The sequence below is a fragment of the Vibrio superstes genome (assembly GCF_003569005.1).
Classification (GTDB): Bacteria; Pseudomonadota; Gammaproteobacteria; order Enterobacterales; family Vibrionaceae; genus Vibrio; species Vibrio superstes.
In genome coordinates this window covers 329,772-356,754 of sequence record NZ_BCUR01000004.1, presented here as the reverse complement: position 1 = coordinate 356,754, position 26,983 = coordinate 329,772, and the positions used below count along the sequence as shown (strand labels likewise).

At 45.7% G+C, this 26,983-nt stretch carries 26 protein-coding genes; 11 read left to right on the top strand and 15 right to left on the bottom strand.

Annotated elements, in window-relative coordinates:
- Positions 1 to 2: 2 nt before the first annotated feature.
- The 4 genes from D5I41_RS09690 to D5I41_RS09675 form a co-directional block, all read right to left on the bottom strand.
- On the bottom strand, positions 3 to 560 hold the full coding sequence (locus D5I41_RS09690; RefSeq protein WP_119009619.1) for a phosphatase PAP2 family protein: 558 nt from the start codon (positions 558 to 560) through the stop codon (positions 3 to 5).
- Positions 561 to 707: 147 nt separating this feature from the next.
- A complete protein-coding gene (locus D5I41_RS09685; RefSeq protein ID WP_119009618.1) occupies positions 708 to 3,815 on the bottom strand; it encodes an efflux RND transporter permease subunit in 3,108 nt (1,035 codons plus the stop codon).
- Positions 3,812 to 5,137: an efflux RND transporter periplasmic adaptor subunit gene (locus D5I41_RS09680; protein WP_119009617.1), complete on the bottom strand. Its 1,326-nt coding sequence runs from the start codon at positions 5,135 to 5,137 to the stop codon at positions 3,812 to 3,814. Before D5I41_RS09680 ends, D5I41_RS09685 begins: the two co-directional genes overlap by 4 nt.
- Positions 5,137 to 5,787: a TetR/AcrR family transcriptional regulator gene (locus D5I41_RS09675; RefSeq protein WP_119009616.1), complete on the bottom strand. Its 651-nt coding sequence runs from the start codon at positions 5,785 to 5,787 to the stop codon at positions 5,137 to 5,139. The genes D5I41_RS09680 and D5I41_RS09675 overlap by 1 nt, the downstream gene beginning before the upstream one ends.
- A gap of 428 nt (positions 5,788 to 6,215) precedes the next feature.
- Here D5I41_RS09675 and leuA point away from each other — a divergent pair, with 428 nt between their 5' ends.
- The 5 genes from leuA to D5I41_RS09650 all read left to right on the top strand — a co-directional run bounded on the left by leuA (position 6,216) and on the right by D5I41_RS09650 (position 11,868).
- A complete protein-coding gene (gene leuA / locus D5I41_RS09670; RefSeq protein ID WP_119009615.1) occupies positions 6,216 to 7,766 on the top strand; it encodes a 2-isopropylmalate synthase in 1,551 nt (516 codons plus the stop codon).
- 68 nt (positions 7,767 to 7,834) lie between these two features.
- Complete coding sequence (gene leuB / locus D5I41_RS09665; protein ID WP_119009614.1) at positions 7,835 to 8,926, top strand: 3-isopropylmalate dehydrogenase; 1,092 nt, start codon at positions 7,835 to 7,837, stop codon at positions 8,924 to 8,926.
- A gap of 50 nt (positions 8,927 to 8,976) precedes the next feature.
- Entirely contained in the window at positions 8,977 to 10,383 is a 1,407-nt protein-coding gene (gene leuC / locus D5I41_RS09660; protein ID WP_119009613.1) for a 3-isopropylmalate dehydratase large subunit, read from the top strand.
- 11 nt (positions 10,384 to 10,394) lie between these two features.
- Entirely contained in the window at positions 10,395 to 10,997 is a 603-nt protein-coding gene (gene leuD / locus D5I41_RS09655) for a 3-isopropylmalate dehydratase small subunit (protein WP_119009612.1), read from the top strand.
- Positions 10,998 to 11,088: 91 nt separating this feature from the next.
- On the top strand, positions 11,089 to 11,868 hold the full coding sequence (locus tag D5I41_RS09650; protein ID WP_119009611.1) for a DUF547 domain-containing protein: 780 nt from the start codon (positions 11,089 to 11,091) through the stop codon (positions 11,866 to 11,868).
- Here the strand turns inward: D5I41_RS09650 and D5I41_RS09645 are convergent.
- Together D5I41_RS09645 and djlA are read right to left on the bottom strand one after the other, a co-directional pair.
- Positions 11,865 to 12,410: a DUF924 family protein gene (locus D5I41_RS09645; RefSeq protein WP_119009610.1), complete on the bottom strand. Its 546-nt coding sequence runs from the start codon at positions 12,408 to 12,410 to the stop codon at positions 11,865 to 11,867. The two genes, D5I41_RS09650 and D5I41_RS09645, sit on opposite strands and share 4 nt — an antisense overlap.
- Positions 12,411 to 12,419: 9 nt before the next feature.
- Positions 12,420 to 13,265, bottom strand: coding sequence for a co-chaperone DjlA (gene djlA, locus D5I41_RS09640; RefSeq protein WP_119009609.1), 846 nt, complete (start codon positions 13,263 to 13,265; stop codon positions 12,420 to 12,422).
- Between the two features lie 150 nt (positions 13,266 to 13,415).
- On the opposite strand from djlA, the gene lptD reads away from it, so the two are divergent.
- From lptD to apaH, 6 genes are read left to right on the top strand one after another with little or no spacing between them, the layout of a single operon-like run.
- Positions 13,416 to 15,875, top strand: coding sequence for an LPS assembly protein LptD (gene lptD, locus D5I41_RS09635; RefSeq protein ID WP_119009608.1), 2,460 nt, complete (start codon positions 13,416 to 13,418; stop codon positions 15,873 to 15,875).
- 53 nt (positions 15,876 to 15,928) lie between these two features.
- Positions 15,929 to 17,239 carry a peptidylprolyl isomerase SurA gene (gene surA / locus D5I41_RS09630; RefSeq protein ID WP_119009607.1) on the top strand — a complete coding sequence of 437 codons (1,311 nt, stop codon included), beginning with the start codon at positions 15,929 to 15,931 and terminating at the stop codon, positions 17,237 to 17,239.
- Entirely contained in the window at positions 17,229 to 18,215 is a 987-nt protein-coding gene (gene pdxA, locus D5I41_RS09625; protein ID WP_119009606.1) for a 4-hydroxythreonine-4-phosphate dehydrogenase PdxA, read from the top strand. Before surA ends, pdxA begins: the two co-directional genes overlap by 11 nt.
- The gene (rsmA, locus tag D5I41_RS09620; RefSeq protein ID WP_017029038.1) at positions 18,212 to 19,015 is read left to right on the top strand and encodes a 16S rRNA (adenine(1518)-N(6)/adenine(1519)-N(6))-dimethyltransferase RsmA; all 804 of its coding nucleotides are present in this window, start codon (positions 18,212 to 18,214) and stop codon (positions 19,013 to 19,015) included. The genes pdxA and rsmA overlap by 4 nt, the downstream gene beginning before the upstream one ends.
- Positions 19,016 to 19,043: 28 nt before the next feature.
- Positions 19,044 to 19,424 (top strand): Co2+/Mg2+ efflux facilitator ApaG/CorD, encoded by a 381-nt coding sequence (gene apaG / locus D5I41_RS09615; protein ID WP_119009605.1) that lies wholly within the window; start codon positions 19,044 to 19,046, stop codon positions 19,422 to 19,424.
- A gap of 12 nt (positions 19,425 to 19,436) precedes the next feature.
- Entirely contained in the window at positions 19,437 to 20,240 is an 804-nt protein-coding gene (gene apaH, locus D5I41_RS09610; RefSeq protein WP_119009604.1) for a bis(5'-nucleosyl)-tetraphosphatase (symmetrical) ApaH, read from the top strand.
- A 17-nt stretch (positions 20,241 to 20,257) separates the two neighbouring features.
- On the opposite strand, the gene D5I41_RS09605 is transcribed toward apaH, so the two are convergent.
- The 9 genes from D5I41_RS09605 to rplU form a co-directional block, all read right to left on the bottom strand.
- The gene (locus D5I41_RS09605) at positions 20,258 to 20,797 is read right to left on the bottom strand and encodes a porin family protein (RefSeq protein ID WP_119009603.1); all 540 of its coding nucleotides are present in this window, start codon (positions 20,795 to 20,797) and stop codon (positions 20,258 to 20,260) included.
- 109 nt (positions 20,798 to 20,906) lie between these two features.
- Entirely contained in the window at positions 20,907 to 21,854 is a 948-nt protein-coding gene (locus D5I41_RS09600) for a LysR family transcriptional regulator (protein ID WP_119009602.1), read from the bottom strand.
- Between the two features lie 5 nt (positions 21,855 to 21,859).
- Positions 21,860 to 22,345 carry a type 3 dihydrofolate reductase gene (gene folA / locus D5I41_RS09595; RefSeq protein ID WP_119009601.1) on the bottom strand — a complete coding sequence of 162 codons (486 nt, stop codon included), beginning with the start codon at positions 22,343 to 22,345 and terminating at the stop codon, positions 21,860 to 21,862.
- A gap of 12 nt (positions 22,346 to 22,357) precedes the next feature.
- The gene (locus D5I41_RS09590; RefSeq protein ID WP_119009600.1) at positions 22,358 to 22,834 is read right to left on the bottom strand and encodes a threonine/serine exporter family protein; all 477 of its coding nucleotides are present in this window, start codon (positions 22,832 to 22,834) and stop codon (positions 22,358 to 22,360) included.
- On the bottom strand, positions 22,831 to 23,598 hold the full coding sequence (locus tag D5I41_RS09585) for a threonine/serine exporter family protein (RefSeq protein WP_119009599.1): 768 nt from the start codon (positions 23,596 to 23,598) through the stop codon (positions 22,831 to 22,833). The genes D5I41_RS09590 and D5I41_RS09585 overlap by 4 nt, the downstream gene beginning before the upstream one ends.
- A 121-nt stretch (positions 23,599 to 23,719) precedes the next feature.
- Entirely contained in the window at positions 23,720 to 24,778 is a 1,059-nt protein-coding gene (locus D5I41_RS09580) for an FUSC family protein (RefSeq protein ID WP_119009598.1), read from the bottom strand.
- A 112-nt stretch (positions 24,779 to 24,890) separates the two neighbouring features.
- Complete coding sequence (cgtA, locus tag D5I41_RS09575; RefSeq protein WP_017029045.1) at positions 24,891 to 26,057, bottom strand: Obg family GTPase CgtA; 1,167 nt, start codon at positions 26,055 to 26,057, stop codon at positions 24,891 to 24,893.
- Between the two features lie 199 nt (positions 26,058 to 26,256).
- On the bottom strand, positions 26,257 to 26,514 hold the full coding sequence (rpmA, locus tag D5I41_RS09570) for a 50S ribosomal protein L27 (RefSeq protein ID WP_017029046.1): 258 nt from the start codon (positions 26,512 to 26,514) through the stop codon (positions 26,257 to 26,259).
- 19 nt (positions 26,515 to 26,533) lie between these two features.
- Positions 26,534 to 26,845 carry a 50S ribosomal protein L21 gene (gene rplU / locus D5I41_RS09565; RefSeq protein ID WP_017029047.1) on the bottom strand — a complete coding sequence of 104 codons (312 nt, stop codon included), beginning with the start codon at positions 26,843 to 26,845 and terminating at the stop codon, positions 26,534 to 26,536.
- Positions 26,846 to 26,983 lie beyond the last annotated feature (138 nt).

Here is a 26,983-nt window from a genome sequence, read left to right as displayed (position 1 = left end):
AATTAGACCCCTACCATTGCCATTGCGATGAATGAACTGGCTAACCCCAGCATCACACCAGCAACGATATCGCTAAAGAAATGAACGCCGAGTAGAATTCGAGAGAGAGCAATGAGACTAGCCCAAACCACCGCTATCACGGCCAAGCTCGGGAAGAAGGCGCAGGTTAATACCGCCATAATGGTCGCAGCAGCAGTATGGCCTGAGGGCATACTGTACTTATCCGACGGTTCAATAAAGTTGGTCAATCGAGAGGACAAATCATGGGGACGGCGACGGCGAAAGCTGTTCTTGGCAACCCAGTAAATAGGCAGCTCAATAACAAACGAAATCAGTCCACAGGCAAGAAATAGACTACCGATAGTCGAATCGGCAACCCAAGCGATTAGGGCAATTGCGGCGTAAAGGTGGCCGTCTCCAGAGTGAGAGACGGCCCTGCTAAATAAACCAACCTGAGAAGCAAACCTATGCTCAAGACAGAACAATGAAAATGCCAGATCAAAACGAACGATAGGGTTTATTCGCTGTACACCCAGATTTTCTAAATCAAAACTACTCATGTCGCCTTCCTTATCAACTTCCCAGAGGGATACCCATTGGGTTAATGCCCAAACTAAGGAAGTTAAATGACAAGAAGGTGACGTTTTGTTTGAGTTGAGATTACATTTTAAGCACGTTTTGATGTACTCAGACTAAGCCTTTGATTGTTAGGCATTAAGGTTCTCATGCTTAGATACCTTGCCAAAATCAGCCAATATGGAATAAGCACAAGGCACCATAAACAGCACCAACACTGTTGAGGCGAAGATACCAAACACTATCGATATCACCAGAGGCTGAATGACCTGAGCCTGCAGGCTAGTTTCTAGGAGCAATGGCAACAAACCGGCAGCCGTTGTCATTGAAGTAATAAATACCGCTCGGAAACGCTCCCGACTCGCCTTAACTACAGCATCATGCACTGTATCCCCTTCGTCCACATGAAAGCGTATGTATTGAACCAAGAGTATAGAATCGTTCACTACAATCCCAGCAAGAGAAACAAACCCCATGATACTTGGCATACTCATGTTATGCCCTAGTAAGAAGTGCCCCCAAATCACCCCAATAAAGGCCAAAGGAATCGCCAACATAACCACAAAGGGCTCGAGATAACTGCGGAACTGGTAACTCAAAATAGCAAACACACCAAACAAGCCCACTAAGAAGCCTTTACCCATGGATGAACCCGTTTTTGCTGTGTCCTTAGACTCTCCTTCAAAATCGACTCGAATACCCGGGTACTTCTGCTGGAGCTTTGGAAGCTCTTGAGTCTTGAACTTACTGATAATTTCCCCTGAGCTTGCCTTTGAGGTATCTAAGTCACTAAATACCGCAACGGTTCGCATGCCATTGATACGTTGTATTCGCACGTAATTGCGTTGAAAATCAAAGCTTGCTAGGGTTGCGAGAGGGATCTGTGCTCCGTTAGGCATGATAATTGGGAAGTTAGCCAGATGCTCAAGGTTGCCTGCCTCTTCTTTGTCTAAACGCACCTCAATCTTAATGTTTTCAACGCCAATCTGGATCTCATCTGCCGTTTCACCATAGAAGGCGGCGCGCAACTGACTTGCGATCATCTGCCCATTCACACCATAGCTTTCAGCCCCAGGACGCAACTTAACCAAGACCTCCTCTTTCCCCATTCGCATGTCATCAAGTACGCCGTGCACGCCATCAAACTCATTCAGATAAGACTGTATCTCTACTGAAGCAGCCTTTAGAGACTCGAGATCATCATGTTGTAAACGGATTTCGATTGCGCGCCCGCCAGGTCCCATAGTCGGCTGCTTAAATACCAGTGAAATAGGCGCAGCCATCTCTCCCGTATCTTCACGCCAGGCATCAATAAACTCATCAAGGATGGTATTTCGCACTTCTGCGCCAAGGAGATCTAAGCGCACTGTTGCAATGTGTGGGCCTGACTCATTAGCATCAGCATTACTGTTAAAGCTTGCGGTAATATGCTGGATTAAAGGGACACCATTTTCTACGTTTTCGGTCCACTCTTTATCCAATTTCTCTGCAGATTTAACCAGTCGATCTACTACTTTTTCAGTTTGGCTCAATGACGAACCTGGAGGTAGGATAATTCGCGCCTCTGCGATATCTCCATCCAACTCAGGAAAGGGCACAAACTTAAGATGGCCACCGGCAAGCAAAGAGACGGAAATGAGTAAGGCTGCGATGACCGAGCCCATAAAGAGGTATCGATGCTCAACCGCTTTGTCCACCGCTCTCACTAACGGACCGTTACGAAACTCTTCAAACTTCTCAAGAAAAGCCGTTTTAAAGCGCAGGTCTGGGCGCTCTTTCTTAGCACTGTGCAATGAATGTGATAAGTGATGAGGCAAGATCAAGAAAGCCTCGATAAGACTGATACTCAGTACGAGAATCAATACTTGCGGTACCGCTTTTAACACAGCACCCATCTCGCCATCTAAGAACAGTAAGCTACCAAAGATACACACTGTGGTTAGAAATGAAGATACAACTCCGGGGAGAACCTTCTTCACGCCGTTAATTACCGCATCATCAATGCTTTGCCCCCGATCAAGATGCGCGGCTATCGACTCGGCAATCACTATGGCGTCATCCATCATAATACCGATGGCCATCAGCAAGCCCACCAGCGACATGATATTGATGGAAATACCCAGATTCGCCATCATGAAAATGCCACCGAGGAAGGCAACGGGAAGGCCTGCCGCAACCCAAAATGAATATCGCAAACTAAAGAACAGCCACATAGTGGCGAACACTAATACGATACCTTGCCAACCATTACGCACCATCATGCTCAATCGATCCCAAAGCACAGATGACAGATCGTTGGTCATCTCAATAGTGACGCCATCAGGTGCGATTGCACGTTGATCATCAACAAAACGGGTGACATTGTCTTTGATCCTAAGGGCATCATCTTCTTTGTTTTTACTGATTTTGAGTATAGCCGAAGGCTTTTCGTCAAACAGCACCTTCTGCTCATCCAGCTCAAAGCGATCGGTAATGGTTGCTACATCACGAAGACGGACAATAGAGCCATTGGGTCCTGAGCCCACCACGATACTCTCTAGTTGCTGTGGGGTGACCCGCCTTTCATCAAAGCGAATCAATAAATTCTTTTCTGGCGTCTCTACGTTGCCACTAGGCAGTTTTACGTTCTGCTTGCCAATCTGGGAGGCAATGTCATTTACGCTCAGCCCAAGCTGGCGCATGATGTAGGTATTGAGTTCGACACGGTATTGATGATCAGAAAAGCCTGAAACATCAACCAGAGAGACGCCATAATCCAGCTTCATGGTGCGCTTCAGACTCTCTGCATAAGCTTTTAGCTCTGGCCAGCTTGTATCTGCAGTAATCGCAACATCCACCACAGGCTCGTTCCAGTCCAGCTCTTGCACCATTGGAGATTCAATCTCATCAGGGAAGTCATTGATAGAATTGATCTGCGTTTGCACATCCACCAGCATACGGCCAATATCTGCAGAATTATCCAGCTTTAACGTCAGTCGAGCACTGCCTTCAATCGCCTCACAAGTGGTTTCTTCGATATTGGACAGTCCATCTACCGCATCTTCCATCCTGACACACAAGCTCTCTTCCACCTCCATTGGTGAGGCACCAGGATAGACAATAGTCGCCATAATGTAGGGGGGCGAAAACTCTGGAAAGGTTTCTCTCTTGATGGTAGGTAAAGTAAGAACACCCACTAAAAAGATGAGTAGCATCAGCAGGTTGGCTGCTGTTGGGTGTCTTGCAAAAAAACGAATCACGCGTCACCCTCCGATGCTTTAGGATCGTCTTCGAGCATTTCAAGCTTCAGCAGCATACCCGGTATCGCTGGTAATAGATCGTTAAGGATCAAGGTATCCCCGTCAGAGAAGTCACCATCAATCACCACCTGCTGATCACGTCGATAGAGTACGGTAACCGGCATTATTTTCAGCTTACTGTCTTCGAATAGATACACCTTATCGCCGTGTAAAGCTCGCTCTGGGATCACCCATGCAGCAGACTCTGTTCCCTCTATCTTCGCTTGAACCAGCATGCCGCTGACCATAGGTGGCGTGCTGGTGGGAGTGAGCTGGCTGTAGTCTTGTTCAACCTCAAGAATAACGCCAGCAGTTGCTTGGGTAGGGTCGATAGAATCACTCACCCTCGCCACCTTAGCTGGCCAGGTCGCTTTCAAATTACCACTAGATAGAGTGACCTCTGCATTAAGGCGTGAAAAACTTGGCAGTGGAGAGCCCACCGCATCACGCTCTTTCGTTTCAAGGCTTTGCACCAGCAGCTGCATATCATGGATGGAAAGCTGAGCCTCAACCTCCATTACATCTAGCCCTTGAGCGACTATCATCTCTTGTTGCAGGTTTACCACCTGATTAAGCTCGATATCCACGGAAGAAATTCGCAAATCGCGAGGAAGAACAATACTGGTTTTTTCAAGGGAGCGTTCCGCCTCTTGCACTTTAGCTTGATTAACTTCTACCAAGGCTTCTGCAACTTTTTTCTCATCAGGATACAGCGCCATCTGGTTTTCAATGTCTTGAACTAGCTTCTGCTGCGCAAGGTAAGTCTGTTGCTGTGCGTCAACGTCAGACTGAGAGGCCACTTTTTTGCTCCTCAAATCTTGAATACGCTTGAGCTCTGTTTCTGCTAGCTTTAATCGGTTCTTTTCAATCTTCAAGCTGCTCTTACTGTTGCTGTTCTCTAGAGCCAGCTTTTTAAGCTGGGTTTCACTGGAGCCTAAGTCCGCTTTGGCTTGAATCAGCTTTAGCTCATAATCTAATGGATCAATTCTGAGCACTTCTGTGCCCGCCGTTAAGATACGCCCACGCTCAAGATCAGGATTTCTATAAACCACCTTTCCGGTAACCTCAGCAATCGCCTTCCACTCAAACTTGGGGGATACCTGCCCAAATCCTATGGCTTCTGGCGCCATAGATACCGGAGTCATTGTCATAACTTCGACAGGTCTTGCTCTGTCTCCTGCTGGTTTAGTGGGTACATCAGGTCGAGTTTCAATCATCACAACAAGGGTGATAATCCCGACAGCCAACGCGGGGAAAAACAGAAGTTTTCGGTTAAGTTTCATTAAGTGTTGTCCTGGTTCTGAACCTTGGTATTTATCATTCCTGATGCGATGACACTGAGGTTGTGTTGTAGCATCTCTTCTAAAAAAGTCGGTGTGAGCTCTATTTGATGCTTTTCCAGTATTGCTGGCGGAGAGATGAAGGGAAACATCAGCATGCTGATGAAGGTAAGCTTGCACTTCTTAACATCTAAATCCGAGCGGAATACATTTTGTTTATTTTGAGTAAAGAGTAGGTCATCACCAAGTGCGCCTACGAGTTGATCAAACATTTTTTCCGTCACTTGTCGCTGAACCTCTGAAGGAGGTTGCATCATGATACGCGCGAGCATACGAGGAAACTCAGGGTCCTTACTCATGACCAGATAGTGAGCACGCATGATACTCTCTAAAGACTGCGAGCTTGGACTTTGCTTATGCCTGCGCATGCTGTCGAGTATCGGTGTCATTACCGCGGTTATCATAGCTTCAAACAGTCCTTCTTTATTACCAAAGTAATAACGAATCATGGCTGAGTTTACCCCCGCCTTTTCTGCAATCAGGCGCGTTGATACTTTTTCATAGGGCATACCGCTAAACAACAACTTGGCGCTTCGAATAAGACTCTCTCTTGCCTCTGTCTTTTCTGCTGGGCGACCCGCCTTTCTAGACATCTAACTCTAACCACTCTTTAATTACTCAACTGATTAATTATAGTGACGTAAAACTAAAATAGAGAGGAGTTAAATTAATCAAAAACGCTGAAAGTGATTAATTTAGCTTAATCAACGCGTTAAAGATGAAATTAGGATGGCAAGTTTTACTGGTAAATCTAATTTTGAAGAAATGTTGAAGATTTATTCCACTTACCCCTTGACGCTTGCAGGCGAATTGCGGTACTAATTTGTTAACTTAATTGGTGGATTGTTTTTCTATTATGAAATTTGGTGTTTCAACTTCTCTACTGCTCCTCCTGATCGTGACTTAAACACGCGGGTTGCTAGTGGGCGAAAAACACCACCAAGATTGATAAAACCCGCAACTTGAATGCGGGTTTTTTTATGCTGAAATTTAATCACAACGCTGGAAAAAGGATGCCAACATGAGCGATAAGGTCATTGTCTTTGACACCACACTACGAGATGGCGAGCAGGCACTTTCTGCAAGCTTAACAGTCAAAGAGAAACTACAGATTGCCTATGCACTCGAGCGCTTGGGTGTGGACGTTATTGAAGCTGGCTTCCCTATTTCCTCTCCGGGTGATTTTGAGTCAGTGCAAACCATTGCTAAGCACATCAAAAATAGCCGTATCTGTGCACTTTCACGCGCAGTCGCCAAAGATATCGACGCTGCTGCAGAGGCACTAAAGGTTGCGGATCAGTTCCGAATTCACACCTTTATTTCAACCTCAACCATTCATGTTCAAGACAAGCTTCGTCGTAGCTACGATGATGTTATTGAAATGGGTGTAAACGCAGTAAAACACGCACGTAAATACACTGATGACGTTGAGTTCTCTTGTGAAGACGCAGGCCGTACCCCTATCGACAATCTATGTCGTATGGTGGAATCGGCAATCAATGCTGGTGCCAACACCATCAACATCCCGGATACTGTGGGCTACACCGTTCCTAATGAGTTTGGTAGCATCATCGAGACCCTATTTAATCGCGTTCCTAATATCGACAAAGCGATCATCTCTGTGCACTGTCACGATGACCTAGGCATGTCTGTGGCAAACTCGATTGCAGCGGTACAAGCGGGTGCTCGTCAAATCGAAGGCACCATCAACGGTATTGGCGAACGTGCGGGTAACTGCTCGTTAGAAGAGGTCGCGATGATCATCAAGACTCGCGAAAGCTTCTTGGGTGTTCAAACCAACCTTAAACACGATGAAATTCACCGCACCAGCAAGTTGGTTTCTCAGCTTTGTAATATGCCAGTACAAGCAAACAAAGCGATTGTCGGTGCCAATGCCTTTAGCCATTCTTCAGGCATCCACCAAGATGGCATGCTAAAGAATAAGAACACCTACGAAATCATGACTCCAGAGTCTATCGGCCTTAAAAACCAAGCGCTGAACCTGACCAGCCGTTCTGGCCGTGCTGCTGTGAAGAGCCATATGGATAGCATGGGCTACAAAGAGGAAGAGTATAACCTTGATACCCTGTACGCTGATTTCTTGAAATTGGCCGATCGCAAGGGCCAGGTATTCGACTACGACCTTGAAGCATTGATGCACTTTGCCAACCTTCGTGACGAAGATGACTTCTTCAAGCTTAATTACTTGAGCGTTCAATCGGGTAGTGTAATGGCAACCACTAGCATCAAATTGCAGTGTGGCGATGAAGAAAAATGCGAAGCCGCAGTGGGCAACGGTCCTGTTGATGCCCTTTATCAATGCATTTACCGCTTAACCGGCTATGAGATTGATCTAGATAAGTTCCACCTTACAGCAAAAGGGGAAGGTGAAGATGGCCTAGGCCAGGCAGATATCATTGCCAACTATAAAGGGCGTAAATATCACGGTACAGGTCTTGCGACCGATATCGTAGAAGCATCGGGACAAGCACTCCTTCACGTAATTAATAGCATTCATCGTGCCGACCAAATCGAAGTGATGAAACAAAAAAGAAACAAAGAAACCGTTTAATACTTTCGCCCCTTGTCATATTCGCAAGGGGCAGCTCAAACATTTATAAATTTAAGGAAGACCATTTCATGGCAGATAAATCTTACAAGATTGCCGTTTTACCGGGTGACGGTATTGGCCCAGAAGTAATGCAACAAGCGCACAAAGTTCTTGATGCAATTGAAAGCAAGCACTCTATTAAGTTTGAGCGTAGTGAGCATGATGTAGGTGGTATTGCTATCGACAATCACGGCTCACCACTACCAGAGTCAACGCTAAACGGTTGTGAGGCTTCTGATGCTATCTTGTTTGGCTCTGTAGGCGGCCCTAAGTGGGAAAACCTACCACCAAACGATCAACCAGAGCGTGGTGCCCTACTTCCTCTACGTAAACACTTCCAACTGTTCTGTAACCTGCGTCCAGCACAAATCCACAAAGGCTTAGAGGGCTTCTCTCCGCTTCGTGCAGATATCTCGGACCGTGGCTTTGATATCGTAGTAGTTCGCGAATTAACCGGCGGTATTTACTTTGGCCAACCGAAAGGTCGTGAAGGCGAAGGCGCAAATGAGAAGGCGTTTGATACTGAGGTTTACCATCGCTATGAGATTGAACGTATTGCTCGTATCGCGTTTGAATCTGCTCGTTTACGTGAAAAAAACGTCTACTCCATTGATAAAGCGAACGTTTTACAAAGCTCTATCCTTTGGCGCGAAGTTGTAGAAGAAGTAGCGAAGGACTTCCCTGATGTTGAGTTGAACCACATGTACATTGATAACGCGACAATGCAGCTTATCAAGGACCCATCTCAGTTCGATATCATGCTGTGCTCAAACATCTTCGGCGACATCATCTCTGATGAATGTGCAATGATCACAGGCTCAATGGGTATGCTACCTTCAGCAAGCCTAAATGAAAGCAACTTTGGCCTATACGAACCAGCAGGTGGTAGTGCTCCAGACATCGCAGGCAAAAATATTGCTAACCCTGTAGCGCAAATCCTGTCAGCAGCGCTAATGCTGCGCTACAGCCTAGGTGAAGAAGCAGCAGCAAAAGATATCGAGAATGCAGTATCTAAAGCGTTAGCCGCTGGTGAGCTTACTGCAGACCTAGCGGGGGACAAACCTGCGCTGACAACGTCAGAGATGGGCGATAAGATCGCAGAATACATTCGCAACTCTTAAAATAGATTAATTTCCTTCGCATTCGTTTGCGAAGGAAAAAGGAAAGAATAATGGCTAAAACCTTATACGAAAAAATCTACGATGCGCACATTGCTGTAGAAGCTGAGGGTGAAAACCCTATCTTGTACATTGACCGCCACCTAGTTCATGAAGTGACCTCACCACAAGCGTTTGATGGTCTGCGTGAAAAAGGGCGTCGCGTACGTCAAACAAGCAAAACCTTCGCCACTATGGATCACAACGTATCCACCACCACCAAAGACATCAATGCCTCTGGTGAAATGGCTCGTATCCAAATGGAAACATTGTCTCACAACTGTGCTGAGTTCGGTGTTCGCCTTTATGACTTGAACCACAAGTATCAAGGCATAGTGCACGTTATGGGCCCTGAGTTAGGTATTACCCTTCCAGGCATGACCATTGTGTGTGGCGATTCTCATACCGCGACTCACGGCGCATTTGGCTCTATCGCATTTGGCATCGGTACCTCTGAAGTTGAACACGTGCTAGCGACTCAAACCCTAAAGCAATCTCGCGCTAAAACCATGAAGATTGAGGTTAAGGGTAAGGTTTCAGAAGGCATTACCGCTAAAGACATCGTACTTGCCATTATCGGCAAGACGACGGCGGCTGGCGGCACTGGCTATGTGGTTGAGTTCTGTGGTGAAGCCATTACCGATCTGTCTATGGAAGGCCGTATGACAGTATGTAATATGGCGATTGAGCTAGGTGCTAAAGCAGGCCTAGTCGCTCCAGACCAAACTACCTTTGATTACATTAAAGGCCGCAAGTTTGCACCAACAGGCAATGATTGGGATGAGGCTGTTGCTTACTGGTCAAGCCTAAAGTCTGATGATGACGCTGAGTTTGACGCTGTAGTGACATTGGACGCCACAGAGATCAAACCCCAAGTAACTTGGGGAACGAACCCAGGTCAGGTAATTTCAGTTGATACGCCAATTCCTAACCCAACAAGCTTCAGCGACCCTGTAGAAAAAGCCTCTGCGGAAAAGGCACTGGCTTATATGGGACTAGAAGCGGGCAAGTCGCTTTCTGATTACCCTGTCGATAAAGTATTTGTGGGCTCTTGTACTAACTCTCGAATTGAAGACATGCGTGCTGCGGCAAAAGTTGCACAAGGTCGCCAAGTCGCAAGTCACGTTCAAGCACTTATCGTTCCTGGTTCTGAGCAAGTGAAAGCGCAAGCTGAAGCTGAGGGGCTAGATAAAATCTTTATCGAAGCGGGTTTTGAATGGCGCCTACCAGGTTGTTCGATGTGCCTTGCAATGAATAACGATCGCTTGGGTCCAAAAGAGCGTTGTGCCTCTACTAGTAACCGTAACTTTGAGGGACGCCAAGGCCGTGAAGGTCGTACGCATCTAGTTAGCCCAGCAATGGCAGCAGCGGCCGCAATCGCGGGTCATTTTGTTGATATTCGCACTTTTGAACAGCAGTAAGAGGAAATAACATGTCAGGTTTTAAACAACATACAGGCTTAGTCGTTCCTCTTGACGCTGCTAACGTGGATACGGATGCCATCATTCCAAAGCAGTTCCTACAAAAGGTAACACGCACAGGCTTTGGTCAGCACTTGTTCCATGATTGGCGCTTCTTAGATGATGCTGGCCAGCAAGAAAATCCAGAGTTTGTAATGAATGAACCTCGCTACAAGGGCGCTAGTATCTTGCTAGCACGCGAGAACTTTGGCTGTGGCTCTTCACGTGAACACGCACCTTGGGCACTGGCTGATTACGGCATTCAAGTAATGATTGCACCAAGCTTTGCGGATATTTTCTATGGTAACTCTATCAATAACCAGATGGTTCCAGTGCGTCTAACGGAACAAGAAGTCGATGAAATATTCACCTTTGTTGCTGCGAACGAAGGTGCTGAGGTGACGGTAGACTTAGAAGCGATGCTAGTGACAGCTAATGACAAGCAGTACAGCTTTGACATTGATGAGTTTCGTCGCCACTGCCTGCTGAATGGTTTAGATAATATTGGTTTGACGTTGCAGCACGCTGAGAAAATCACAGAGTATGAGAACAATATCCCAGCATTTATGCGTTAAACAGTATTTGTTGAAATAGAGTTCCCAATTGAAAGGTCTTGTTTATACAAGGCCTTTTTTATTGCTAATACCAATCACACTGGAGAAAGACATGTACAAGGTATGGATATTGATTCTCTCACTGCTGTCATTTAACGCCTTTAGCGCGCCAAAATCTGAACCTTGGCCATTTTGGGATAAGCATACTCAAAGCACGCAAAGCATCGATCACAGCCAGTGGCAGGCTCTGCTTGACGCTTATCTGGTTGAGCGTGGGGAAAATACACTGTTTCGTTATGCCTCTGTCACAGACAAAGACAAGCAAGCCCTCAAAGCCTATGTCTCATCTTTAGCCGACATCGACCCTCGTCAGTACTCTCAAGCAGAGCAATACGCGTACTGGGTTAACCTTTACAATGCTTTGACTGTCGACCTAATCCTAGATAACTACCCAGTAAAAACCATCACTAAACTCGGCGGATTATTTAGCTTTGGGCCATGGGGAAAGGAGATTATTGAGGTAGCAGGTAAGCCATTGAGTCTCAATGATATTGAACACCGAATTCTGCGCCCAATCTGGCAAGACCCTCGTACTCACTATGCGGTAAATTGTGCCAGTCTAGGTTGCCCTAACCTTCAAACACAGGCCTTTACTGCCGAAAATACTGAGCAGCTACTAGAACAAAGCGCGCACGCCTTTATCAACAGTGATAAAGGGGCAAAACTAAGCAATGGCAAGATCCAACTATCTTCAATCTATGACTGGTTTGCAGTGGATTTTGATGGGGAGAAAGGCGTACTCAAGCACCTCGCAAGATATCGCCCAGAGCTCACGAGCTTTAAAGGAAAAGTGAGCTTTGATTACGACTGGAAGCTCAACAAAGCCAACTAGAAGCTTGAATCAGGCTGGGTGAGGAACTCAATTTCCTCACTACTGCTTTCTCGACCTAAAGCCTTGTTTCGATGAGGGTAGCGACCAAACCTTCGTAAAATAGCGGTATGCTTTAAGTGAAACTCGACGTTGTGCTGCAAATCGCTCTGAGTAAACAGTTGCAATCCATGCTCGTGAATCAGCAGCGACTCACTGTGCATATAGGGCATATAAAGAAAGCTGCGCAGCATAGGCGGGAGTTTAACGTCAACGCCAAGCGAAACTGCCTCTTGAGCTAAGGCAAGGGCTAGAGAGTCACTAGCGAACGCCAATGATGACTCTCTAAATAAATTACGAGAAAACTGATCCAATATGATGATTTCAGCCAACCTCCCCTGCGGAGATTGGCGCCAACTGGCCAACTCACATTGACAGGCTTTACAGTGCAGCTCACCAAATCGCCGTTTAATCTGTTGATCAAGCTCAGCACTGGAGCGAAACCAATCGCTTGGCTGCAGCTCTTCGAACCAAAAGGTCAGCACATCATTGTAATTTGGCGTCATAAAATGCCCCTACTTAAAGCCTCGTTCTTTCTTAACTACATCATAGGCATTCTGGATCTCTTGCGCCTTTTCTTTTGCCACTTCAAGCATCTCAGGCGGCAACCCTTTTGCCGACAACTTATCCGGGTGATGCTCATTCATTAATTTGCGATAAGCACGCTTAATTTCCTTAGGCTCAGCAGAGGCTTCGACCCCAAGGATTTCATAAGCGGCTGCAAGCTGGTCTTGAGTCGTAGCTTGCTGCTGATAACCACCACCTGAGTACTGTCCGCCATAGCCACCGCTTTGTTGGAAGCGATAAGCGGCCTCTTGCATCTTTAATCGGCGCTCAAGTTGCGCAGCGCTAAAGCCCAATACTTCAGCCACGATATGCAGTACATCGCGCTCATTTGGGTGGATACTTCCATCGGCAAAGGCTGCGGAAATCTGAAGTTCAAGGAAGAACTGCATCAGATCATGCCTGCGCCCACTCACTTCACGAACGCGGCTAAGTACCTCTCGCAATGGAAAAGACGATGACTTGCCTTCACGAAATGCTTCTTGAGCAATGCGTCTCTGCTCTTCATTCAGGTTCATGCGTTGCATCATGACGCTTGCAAGCTGAATCTCGCTCTCGGTTACCTGCCCTTTTGCTTTTGCTACATGGCCCATCACCGAAAACGCTGCTTTAAAAAACTCTATCTGCTGCGCTGGATTCACGGTTCTCTGGTATCCAGAGAAACCTCCCTGACGAGCTTGGTTAATCGCTTTTGCTCGATCAAATCGGTGTCCAATATACAATCCGATGAATGCGCCAATGGGCCCACCAAACAGAAAACCAAAGAATGCGCCTAAAATTTTGCCAAAAAAATACATGCTTTTTTCTCAATCTACTAATTTTTATAGAGTAATGTGCTCTTTTAGTGCCTGACGCTCCAAATTCTATTATCATAAGGAACATTCGACCAAGTAAACGGTCAATTACAGTCTACGGACTTATTCATCATCAAGGAAGTTTCTAATTCGATGTCAAAATTTCCCCGCACCTGGCTCGCTCTTTCAATAACCACAGCATTGTGTGTTACAAATGCGCAGGCAGAAACTAGTGTGCAGGAGAACTCACAAGAAGATCAAGGCTCACTTTCACAAGTTGATCTTAGCGACTCCCAAACAGAACTCACGGATAGTTCAACGGCACAACAAAATGCAGAGCCAGCAGCTGAGCTGACGGCAATCGTTTCTGCAGCCGAAGACCAGACCTTTGACCTCACCTCGCAATGTCTTATTCCGGAAAAATCCGAAGAAGACGAGGAACTACCCACTCACGTAGAGGCAGATTCTCTCGATGGTATCAACGGTAAAGAAGCCACTTACCGAGGTAATGTAAAGGTTACCCAGGGAACAAAACGAGTTAATGCGGATACCGTAACCCTTTATCAAGCTGAAAACACCATAGTTGCAAGAGGCAACGTGGAAATGTCTGACGGTCAGATTAAGACTGTATCAGAAACAGCAACCTCCAATTTAGACACTGATGTCACCACTCTAGAAATGGCAAACTATAACTTGCTGTGTCAAAACGGACGTGGCGACGCCAAGGTGATTCGCGTTGAAGGCAAACTTTATTACGAGTTAGAAGATGGCTCTATCACCTCTTGTCCTGAAGATGATAATTCATGGCGCTTAGTTTCCTCATCTATCCAGATTGACCAAGAAGCTGAAGAAGCCACGCTCTATAATCCTCGATTCGAGATTCAGAATGTGCCTGTTTTCTATCTGCCATGGCTGACGGTACCTATTGGTGACACACGTAAAACCGGTTTCCTTTACCCTACCGTTGCTTACGGAACGAGTGATGGCTTTGAACTTGAAGTACCAGTGTATTGGAACCTTGCACCAAACTACGATTTAGAAACCACATTCAAATACATGTCTGAACGTGGTCTGCAGACTGATGGTAAGTTTCGGTATTTAAGTGGTTGGGGACGTGGCCAGATCGAAGGTCAATTTCTTGCTGATGACCAAAAATACCCAGAAGAAGGCGATCGTTGGGGGGTAGGCTATACCCACTACGGTGTGTTTGACCGTAACTGGAAGCTAGAAGTTGATTACGCCAAAGTGAGTGATATTTACTTCTTCAGAGATGTCTCGTCTAGCATTGGTGAGCGTGAAGACGGGCAACTACTACAACAAGGCAAGGTCTCTTATCGGAGTGACCACTGGGATACGAGCTTGTTGCTTCGTGACTTCCAGTTACTATCTGATACTACAGACCTGCCCTACCGCATGGTCCCACAGTTGAGCGCTAAGTATTTTTACCCTGATCTTTTGCCGTATCTCGATTTTGACATGGTCAGTCACGCGACCCACTTTGATACCGATGACGAACGCAATGCTAAGCCAAGCCAAGCGACAAGACTGCATATAGAACCAGGGCTAACCATACCACTGCATACTACTTGGGGCAGCTGGGAAACTGAAGGCAGAGTACTGGGTACCTACTACCACCAAAACCTTGATGGTTTAGATCTCTCTTTAGAGGATACCCGAAACCTAGACTCAAATGTCGCGCGGATCATTCCTGAGTTTCGCAGTACAGGTACTCTCTATTTAGAGCGCGGAACAAGCTTTTTTGATGGTTATACACAGACGCTAGAGCCGAAAGTTCAATACTTGTACGTACCATATGAAGATCAAAGCAACATCTATGATTATGATACGACCCTTATGCAAACGGACTATTACGGCTTGTTTAGGACTCGTAAATACAGTGGCGTTGACAAAATAGCGGCAGCTAATCAGATCAGTTATGGCGCAACAACCCGCTTTTACGACTCTAACTACAGAGAGCGTATGAATCTGGCGTTTGGTCAGATCTACTACCTGAACACGGATGACACGAGCGAAACCGACCCTGCTGACTCGAATTATTCAGCCTGGGCTATTGAGAGCGACTTTAACTTCAATGACTATCTCTTCTATCATGGTGGCATTCAATATGACATCAGTGACGCAGAGGTACAGTTAGCCAACAGTACTATTGAGTATCGTCAAGGCCCAGGCTATATCCAAACCAATTATCGCTATGTCACTAGAAGTTATCTAGATAAAACTGTAGGTAATTCTATCAACCTAGATTCAATCACCACCGACGGTATTTCGCAGATCGGTTTATTAGGTGGCTACAAACTCAGTAGAAATTGGAACTTTAATGCTCAATATTTCTATGATACTACCGAAGACATTATGCTAGAGGCCCTAGCACGAGTCACCTACACCTCCGATTGTTGGTATGTAGGTATTACCTACACTGACCAACTTCGTTCTTGGCCAGGAGGTGTCGGTACACCTAACCCTGGTCCTGAATATGAAGAGAATATTAGCTTTAATATCGGCATTATCGGATTTGGCACTAACTTTGGTACGGATGTTGGTGACGGAGGTAACGCTCTAGGTTACGGTCGTCCTTTCTACCTGAATAATTAAAACTCTCATTGGCAACATGCCGATGACCACAAAGAAGATGTATTGGAAAAATAATGAATAAGTTTAAACGACTCGTTACGACTATGCTTCTAATGCTACTGCCCGCTATTAGCCTAGCTGCCCCAGTAGAAATGGACAGAGTAGTTGTAATCGTTAACGATGGCGTAATTTTGCAGAGCGACATTGATAGTGCGATGAAGACACTTAAGTTCAATGCTCAAGAAAACCAGCAGACACTTCCTGAAGCGGACGTGCTTAATGAGCAAGTGATCGACAAGTTGATCATGGATGAACTACAGTCGCAAGAAGCTGAGCGAATTGGCGTAAGAATTGACGACAATCGTCTTGATGACGCAGTGCAAAGCATTGCTGAAGGCAATAAGCAATCCCAAGCACAGTTGATTGCGAGCGTTCAAGCGCAAGGCTTAACCTACACTGAGTTCCGTGAGCAAATTCGTAAAGAGGTAGCTATCTCAGAGGCACGTAATGCCTTAGTTCGTCGTCGAATTAACATCCTTCCTGCCGAAGTCGAGTCAATGGCAGGTATGTTGGCGCAAGAAACCAATAAGAGCGTTAACTATCGCGTGGGTCATATCCAGCTTAGATTCAATGATGATCAATCAAAGACTGAGGTTGAGGAACAGGCCAACGAGTTAATTGAGCGCTTGAGCAAGGGAGAAAAATTTTCAGACCTTGCGATCGCCTACTCCAAAGGACCTAAAGCCCTAGAAGGTGGTGACTGGGGGTGGATGCGCAAAGAAGAAATGCCAACAATTTTTGCCGACCAAATCACGACCCAAGGCAAAGATGCCATCATAGGTCCGTTCCGCAGCGGTATTGGCTTTCACATTCTGAAAATTGAAGATGTACAAGGCCTTGAAACTGTAGCTGTAACAGAAGTTAATGCTCGTCATATCCTAATTAAGACCTCTGTAATCTTGAGTGATGAGGGGGCACAGAAAGAACTTTATGGCTTTATTCGCCAAATCAGAGCGGGCGAAGCAACCTTTGGTGAACTAGCACAGCAATACAGTGCAGACCCTGGCTCTGCCGCTCGTGATGGTGAGCTTGGCTACCAAACTCCAGACCTATACGTGCCTGAATTTAAACACCAAGTAGAAACATTACCTGTAGGTCAAATTAGTGAGCCATTCCAGACGGTGCATGGTTGGCACATTGTAGAGGTGATTGATCGCCGTGAAGTGGACCGCACTGACAGTGCTATGAACAATAAAGCCTATAGAATCTTGTTCAATCGTAAATTTAACGAAGAAGCTTCTGCTTGGATGCAAGAGCTTAGAGCGAGTGCCTTTATCGAAATGGTACAAAACCAAGATGGCGAAGAGGTCAGCAATGAGCTGTAATCGCGTTATTATTACCGCAGGTGAGCCTGCCGGCATTGGCCCTGATTTAGTCTTATCTCTAGTAGACAGTGATTACCCACACCAATTAGTGGTGTGCGCCGACAAAAGCATGTTGCAGCAGCGTGCTCAGCACCTAGGTATAGACGTTGACTTGCTCGACTACGATGCAAAACAAGCCCCGTCACCTCAACGTAAAGGAACTCTGACCGTTGAGCATATTCCGATGGCCAAAGAAGCCGTAATTGGTCAACTGAATGAGGCTAACGGCCACTATGTGTTAAAAACACTAGAAAGAGCAGCTCAAGGCTGTATGAATGATGAATTTGCCGCTATAGTGACCGGCCCTGTACATAAGGGGGTAATTAACCGAGCGGGAGTGGCCTTTAGTGGGCATACCGAGTTCTTTGCTGAGCAATCCGATACGCCTATGGTCGTAATGATGTTGGCAACAGAAGGGTTAAGAGTTGCACTCGTTACCACGCATATACCGTTAGCCTACGTGTCAAAAGCGGTAACTAAAGAAAGAATTGAGCAAATCATGCAGATACTGCATAAGGATATGGTCACTAAATTTGGCCTTCCTAAGCCTCGAATCTACGTTTGCGGCTTAAACCCTCATGCAGGGGAAGATGGTTGTCTAGGGCAAGAGGAAATTGAAACGATTTCGCCAACCCTAGATAAGCTTAGAGAGCAAGGCATGGACATTGTAGGTCCGTTGCCTGCTGACACCATTTTTAATCACAAGTATCTACAAGATGCTGATGTGGTTTTGGGTATGTACCACGACCAAGTGCTTCCAGTGCTAAAATACAAAGGCTTTGGTAGTTCAGTGAATATCACTTTAGGTCTACCCTTTATTAGAACCTCTGTCGACCATGGCACAGCCTTGGATTTGGCCGGCACAGGTAACGCGGATACAGGAAGTTTCCAAACTGCACTTTCCCACGCGATAGAATTAGTTGAGAAAAAACAATGAGAAATGATGTCCACTTAGGACACAAAGCGCGTAAACGTTTTGGTCAAAACTTTCTAAACGATCCCTACATCATTGACGGTATCGTATCATCCATCAATCCAAGACCAGGTCAAAACCTAGTCGAGATTGGCCCAGGCCTTGGTGCAATTACCGAGCCTGTTGGTAAGTTAGTTGATAAGCTAACAGTGATTGAGCTAGATAGAGACCTTGCAGAGCGTCTACGCAACCACCCTGACTTGAGTGAAAAACTGACCATTCACGAAGGTGATGCGATGCGTTTCGACTTTACTCAATTGGTAAAGCCAAACAATAAACTACGCATTTTTGGTAATCTGCCGTACAACATCTCGACTCCATTGATGTTCCACCTTTTTGAGTTCCATAAAGACATCGAAGATATGCACTTTATGCTACAAAAAGAAGTGGTTAATCGCTTGGCTGCAGGCCCTGGCAGTAAAGCCTATGGCCGATTGACCGTTATGGCTCAATACTTCTGTAAGGTGATGCCCGTTTTAGAGGTGCCGCCTACCGCATTTGTTCCGCCACCAAAGGTTGACTCTGCGGTTATTCGATTGATGCCATATGAGACACTGCCATATCCAGCGAAAGACCTAAAATGGCTAGATAGAGTATGCCGTGAAGGCTTCAACCAGCGCCGTAAGACTATTCGCAACTGCTATAAATCACTGGTTAGCGCAGAAGTGATGGAACAACTGGGGATCAACCCAGGCATGCGTCCAGAGAACTTAACTCTGGAACAATTTGTCGATATGGCTAACTGGCTTGCCGACAACCACTAGAGCGAACACGCTCTAACAAGGAGGCCACATGGACGTCAGTCAACCTTGTATCAAATGTCATGTACACACCAAATACATAGCGGAACAATCGGAGCCCGATAATGACCGCTATGTGTTTGCATACATGATCACCATAAAAAATCTCAGCCCTCATTCCGTACAACTTCTCTCTCGTCGCTGGTTAATTACCGATGGCAATGGTAAACAAATCACCGTAGAAGGTGATGGTGTCGTTGGAGAGCAGCCTGTCATTGCGTCACATGACGATTACACCTATACCAGCGGTACCGCTCTAGAAACACCAGTAGGTGTTATGCAGGGGCACTATATTATGCAATCTGACGACGGTGATACCTTTAAAGCTCAGATAGCTCCTTTCAACCTTTCCGTTCCAAATGTCATCAATTAATTAGAGGTTCTCTTGTCCAACTATCTTGTTGGAGACATCCAAGGTTGTTTGGATGAGCTCCTGATACTGCTAGAAAAAGTCAACTTCGACCCACAACAAGACACGCTTTGGGTTGCCGGAGACCTAGTCGCACGCGGCCCGAAATCACTAGAGACGCTGCGATTTATTCGCTCACTGGGTCATTCAGCAAAAGTGGTCTTGGGTAACCACGACCTGCACCTTATTGCCATTTCATTAGGGGTTCATAAGGCCAAGCCAAAAGACAATACCTTGCCTATCTTTGATGCGGATGATTGCTCTGAGTTAATAAACTGGCTTCGTCACCAGCCATTACTCGTGGAGCACCCAGAGTTTGTGATGAGTCATGCTGGTATCTATCCGCTTTGGACGCTCGATGAAGCACGTCAAGCCACTCAAGAAGTAGAACAGGTACTATCTGGGGATAACTGGAAAAAGCTGATTAAAAAGATGTACGGAAACTCTCCCGACATCTGGGATCCTGCACTAGAGGGGATGCCCCGCCTAAGGTTTACCATCAATGCCATGACGCGTATGCGCTACTGCTACCATGATGGACGCCTGGATATGGACAGCAAACTGCCACCAGAAGAGGTAGATAAAAACGAACTGATACCATGGTTTGAACTAGAACAGAGAGTGTCGCTACCAAAAAAATCCATATTTGGACACTGGGCAGCACTGATGGGCACTGATTCACACAATGTTATCGGCTTAGATACCGGCTGCGTATGGGGCAATCATATGACTATGCTTCGCTGGGAGGACAAGCGCTACTTTACTCAAGCAGCGCTATAATTTAGGTTCTGCAACAACTAGAAGCGATAACCAAATGTCATTGAGAATTGCGCGTAATCAGAATAATCGGTAGCAAACCCTTCAAAACGCATATCCGTGTAATAGTGGTTCAAGATAGTCGCTCTAGCACCGATACCGACAAACACTGTTGTTTCATCATAGCTATCTTTGCTACCAAATAGGGTCCATTCTTCGTCTAATCGCACAAGGCCAATAGCACCGTAAGGCTTTATGGAGAACTGCTCAAAGTGAAAGGTATAGCCTAAATCTGTATCGACTTTGAACGTAGAACCATCGACCTTAATCGCTCCACTATAAGCATCATCACTAAAACCTGCATACGAAACATTGATTCCAACGATATTGTTGAACTCGTAGCCATATTCCAGCTTGATACCTGTTCCTAAATCTACATCATCAAACGTCACATCGGTGGTCTTTGAAAAGCCAACACCAATACGATGTCCCTTTGCTTGAGCCTGCTCTGTAACTTCTTCGGCAGATACAAATGTAGGAACCAAACATAGAGGTGCAATTATAGCGATTAACTTTTTCATGATATCTCTCTCACTCAAAGGTAAACCATCCGTAGTCAAAAGTACGCACCTTGCGCTGAATTGCGAGAGAGTATAATGATGAGTTGTGATAATTAGAAATTAACAGCTCTTATTTAGCATATAAGCTATGGTTATCATTAATCTGTTGTTCAATTTGTTGTTCAATCAACAACTTAAGCCATTGAATCATAGGGCTATTGCGGTATCTAACATGATAATGAATATACACAATCACCTTTCTCTCTGGTATATCCATATCAATGTCGAGAGCTACTAACTGGGAATACTGCTGAAGAGGGAACAAGTTTGAGTGCGCCAAGATCATATCGGTATGATGAAGGATATCGAGTAGAGGCATGATTAGTTCAGAGCGAATACCTACATTCAGGTTTACACCGTGCCGTTTGAACACCTCGACCAGGTGACTATGATTGTCGTTCCAACCTTGAGTGACGAAGTTGGCAACAGTAGCGCCCTCTAGATCTTCAACCTTCAACCGTTTGTTCGACAGAGGGTGCCCTCGACGAGCGATTATCTTCCCTTCGAGCTCAGCTACCTGTTCACTATAAATTTCTTTCGAGCCATGTTGCTCATAGCCAACAGCAATCAACACCTGACCCGCGATCAATTGTTGATAAATTTGTCCATTCCAGCTTTTAAGTTCTAATTTGGCCTTGGGTGCACTCGATTGAATTGCATGATACATCCGTCCGGCTAACGCCGATTCCAGGACTGGTATCAGCGATATAGGTAATACGTGTTCTACCTCATCCGCGCTGAACTCCTCCAACTGATTAACAGCGTCGGCGATACCATCCAGAAATGGGGCAATCGTGGCTGCTAATTCGATAGCATAAGGAGTGGCTTCTAGCCCTGAGCGCACCTTAACAAACAGTTCATCATCAAAGTGTCGACGAAGTTTTTGCAATGCTTGGCTAATTGCCGGTTGTGTAACATGGAGCCTAGTGGAGGCTTTGCGCATATTGAGCTCTTGCGAGAGCACCAAAAATGTTCTCAACAAATTAAGATCAAGATTAGCAAAGCGATCCTTAGCCATATTTTCTAAACATCCTTCTGTAAGATCACAAACTGCATATCATGGGCATTCTTCTCATCAGAGAGGTACTGCTCAGAATGGGTTTGCTGCCAGCCTTCTCCCCAGTCTGGGAATTGGGTATCTCCGTCTACCTCTAGGTCAATGTAGGTCAAGTACAGCTTGTCTGCCATTGGTAGGCAGTGCTCATAGATAGATCCACCGCCAATAATCATCACCTCAGACTCATCCGAGACCACCTCTAATGCTGATTCAATAGAGGTAACGGTTGTCACGCCTTCAATCGTTAGCTCGGCGTCGCGGCTAATAACAATATTGTGCCTACCAGGCAAAGGGCGACCGATAGATTCATACGTCTTTCTTCCCATGACCACAGGCTTACCCATGGTGCACTTCTTAAACCAGATAAAATCGGCAGGCAGATGCCACGGCATTTGGTTGTCTTTACCGATAATACGGTTATTTGCCATAGCGGCAATCATGCTGATGATCATTGAGGTATTCCTCTAAACAATAGGGCGACGACGATAAATAAATAAGCCAGGCATAGCGAGCCCAACTGCAAGTCCTGCAATGATAAACATTGCAGTGAGGAAATTCTCTATTAGGCCAGCAAATAATTCGTGGGTGTAGCCTGATTGGTTAATTTCTACCATGGCAATCATCGCATTGAAGGCATATACCCCTGGAACCATAGGTATCATTGCAGCAACGGTAAACACCTTTGGGTGAGCTAAAAATCGATGCGACCACGCGACTCCGATAAAGCCAACAATAGTAGCAGCAAACAAAGTAGCCCATTCTATTGGCATGCAAAACTGCATCATCAAGTAGCGCGAGCCGTGACCAATAGCGCCGCCTAGCGCGCAATAGAAAAGCGCACTCTTAGGCACATTGAAAACCAGTGCAAAGCCGACTGCAGGAATTGCGGCAAAGAACATGTCGTCAATAAGCCCCAAGAATAAAACAAACAAATCACTCATAGTGTCACCCCAAATAGACCTAATACACCGCTCACTGCGACAATACCTAAACAGGTGGCCAGTGTAAGTAGACTGCCCATAACAAATCGAGCAATGCCCATATTGATATACCCCTTCAAGACATCAGCAACAGAATTAATTAGGGGGAAGCCGGGAACCAGCATAAGAACTGACGATGCCATTACGACATTGGGACTATTACCAATCTCAAACACGACCGCTTGCGCCGAAATGAAGGTGGTAACGAAAGCTGTGGTCGCAAAGTTGAGTAGGGGGTTAAAGTGACGATGCCCAATCTCTTGCCTGACAATCATACCGATAGCAGAAGCCACAAAGGTCATCGCAAATACGGCGTTATCACCTCCGGCAAGGTGACTGAACGAGGCACAAGACAAGCCAATCATAAACACCACTAGCCAGCGATTGTAACGCTCCGGGGTGATTTTATTCAGCTTCTGCTGGGCAAGATCGTAGTCTAGGATACCTTTTTCTAGCATGATGCAGATACGTTGTACTTCTGTCACCGCGCGCATGTTGATTCCCCTATCGGGGCAGCGTCGAGTGGTGGTCATGCAATGCTCATGGGTCACCGTGGTCACAACCAGTGAACTTGCAGAAAGTGATACCTCGACCTCATCCATACCACAGGCAAGGCCAATACGCTCCATTATGCCGCCGATAAGCGCGCTTTCAGCTCCATGAGCATGCAACATCTGTCCCGCTTGAGCGATAAGGCGAGAAACAGCGCGTTGTTTAGATTCCATTCTATCTCTTTGAGAGTTGCTTAAAATAAAAACAACATTCTATTGGGTTTGCATATAAAACAATACTGATAATTCAAATTTAATTGATTAAGAACAACCAAAATTGAAGGCCAAAACGAACTTATGATTTTTGGGAGAGATTAAGGGCCAAGATCAGTAACTTCTTAAGATTTCCAAGATCCTCAATAAGCTTCAGGTTAAGCCAAACGTAGCCATAGATATTGGACTTTTCACCCCCTAGTTCAGCAATAATGTCTTTTAATTCACGAATAATTTCATCCGTTTCTTCAATACGAATACCACCTCGAACCTCGCCCTTTTCGACTAGATAAGCCAGATCTTCAAGCTCTTGCTCCACTTGTTGCTGACATTGTTTTAGTGATTTCGACCACAGCATATTCAAATGACTTTCTCTGTCACTCCAATAGGAATGGTTAAGGAGCTCAATAGTACTCAGCAAATTGCGCAATTGAATCTGAATGGCATCGAGTAACTGACGCTTGAGTTTGGTTTCTTTGATCGATGGTGAGGTAAGAGTAGTAATAGTGGTCATCTCTTTAACAAGCGTATTTTGAAACGGCTCAAGATTAGGCTTTTCTATCACGTTGGGAGAATAGGAGAGATGGTAAACCTTAGAAAGGGTTTTTAAAGTGTTTGCGATGCGCAAGCGCCAATGGATGAATGCACGTTGTGGATAGATAAGGCAAAACAGTACCGCAATAATGCAGCCTAATGTCACATCAACGCCCCGCCACATCGCCACATCTACATCGGCATTGGCTGCCCCTAGGGTGACTGCTAAGGTAATACCTATCAATATCCCCACGTACGGTCGCTTTCCAAGTGCAAAGTAGGCGCTCAGAAAGATAATTACCGCACACCAAAGATACATCAGCGCCATAGAGTATTGGCTGATAGCAATGCCGATGATTCCTGACATTGCCCCAAGAGAAGTACCCAAGACACGATGCCAAGCCCTTGGCAAAACGTTACCAAGATAGGAGATTGGTCCTATCACCACAAATAACGTAATTAGGATCCAAGTTCGCTCCGGAACCTCAAAATACGTCGCTGCAATTAAGGTGAGTACAAAGGCTACAGCAATGCGAACCCCATGGACGATGCGGTAATGGGTAAAGATAAACGCATCGAGATTGGAGATTTTCTGGTTTAGGTGCATGATCTCAGATCCTTGAGATAAATTCTGTTTCGCACAGACAAAAAAAGAGCCAGGATAGTATCCAGGCTCTTTTTATTATGTTTATTGTTCAGACTATTGTCTACAAAAGATACTAGTCACGAACGTAGATAACATGACCGTCATCTTCTTCGTCGTCATCCCAGTCATCGTCGTCTTCAGTAACCACGTTGCTGCCTGACATCGCATCTTTGTGGTAGTCATCCCACATAAAGTCAACTTTGTCTTCTTCTGAAATTTCTTCCGCTTGACGAGGAAGTGTTTCCATAAAGTCAGCGAGTTTGTAACACAGCTCTTTAGTGCCGTGTTTATTGATTGCTGAAATCTTGAAGTACTGCTCTTCCCAGCCAAGCGCGTCCAAGATCTCTTGGATCGTTTCATTCGCTTCTTCTTCAGGCATAAGATCAGTCTTGTTGAATACCAACCAACGAGGTTTATCGGCTAGCTTCTCACTGTACTGCTCAAGTTCATCAATGATGGTCAGAGCATTTTGTACAGGATCGCTTTGATCAACCGGCATAATATCGATCATATGCAGTAACACACGGCAACGCTCTAGGTGCTTCAAGAAGCGAATACCAAGGCCAGCACCATCTGCAGCACCCTCGATCAAACCAGGGATATCAGCAACTACAAAGCTCTTTTCTGGAACCACACTCACTACACCCAAGCTTGGGATAAGAGTCGTAAACGGGTAGTCAGCTACCTTTGGTTTAGCTGCAGAAACTGAACGAATAAAGGTCGACTTACCTGCATTTGGCAGGCCAAGCATACCCACGTCAGCCAACAGCAGTAGCTCTAGGCGAAGTTCACGAACCTCTCCTTTAGTACCCATGGTCTTTTGACGAGGTGCTCGGTTCACTGATGATTTAAAACGGGTGTTACCTAGCCCGTGCCAACCACCTTTTGCGATCATTACCTTCTTGCCGTGCTCTGCAACTTCACCCACAACCTCGTTGGTATGGATGTCTACAGCACGCGTACCTACAGGCACCTTAAGTGTCAGGTCATTACCACGCTTACCAGTACAGTTACCGCCACGGCCATTCGCGCCACGATCTGCTGCATAAAAGCGTTGGAAACGGTAATCGATCAGCGTATTCAGGTTTTCGTCAGCTTCAAGGTAGATATCACCACCGTCACCGCCGTCGCCGCCATCGGGGCCACCTTTAGTTATAAACTTTTCACGCCAGAAACTAACAATGCCGTTACCGCCATCGCCTGCTTCTACCTTTACAGTTGCTTCATCTACGAATTTCATTTCTCACTCCGTATTGGTGTGAATATCTTGCTGGATCAACTTTAGCAGATCCATACCTAATTAGGGACTAGGGGTCTGGGCTATAGGCCCTAGGCTACATGTAACCTAGGACTCAGAGCCAAGAAACCTAGTATCCTACAAATAAAAAACCCCGCCGAATCGGCAGGGCTTTTGAATTCAGCTTGAAACTAAGTAGTATTTACTCAGAGTCGATGCTAACGAATTTACGGTTCTTAGGACCTTTAACTTCAAATTTCACTTTACCTTCAGTAAGAGCGAAAAGAGTGTGGTCTTTACCGATACCAACGTTGTTACCAGCGTGGAATTTAGTACCACGTTGACGAACGATGATGTTACCCGCTAGAACTGATTCGCCACCAAAACGCTTAACGCCAAGACGTTTGCTTTCTGAATCGCGACCGTTACGAGTAGAACCGCCAGCTTTTTTGTGTGCCATTGTTAAACTCTCCTATAACTTAAGCGTTGATGCCAGTGATCTTCACTTCAGTGAACCACTGACGATGACCTTGTTGCTTACGAGAGTGCTTACGACGACGGAACTTAACGATTTTTACTTTATCGCCACGACCGTGCTTAACCACTTCAGCTACAACTTTGCCACCTTCAACAAGAGGTGCACCAACAGTGATTTCTTCACCGTTAGCGATCATAAGAACTGAGTCAAACTCAACAGTTGCACCAGTTTCAACGTCCAATTTCTCTAAACGAAGAGTTTGGCCTTCGCTTACACGGTGTTGTTTACCACCAGATTGGAAAACAGCGTACATATTTTACTCCGCTTTTTCCGCACAGCCTTTAACCTAATTAAGTAGTTTGGGTGTGCGCTAACTAATTCATCAATAGGGCGCAGATTCTACGTGAACGCATCACATAAAACAAGCCATATTTTAAAAAAATTGGCGAAA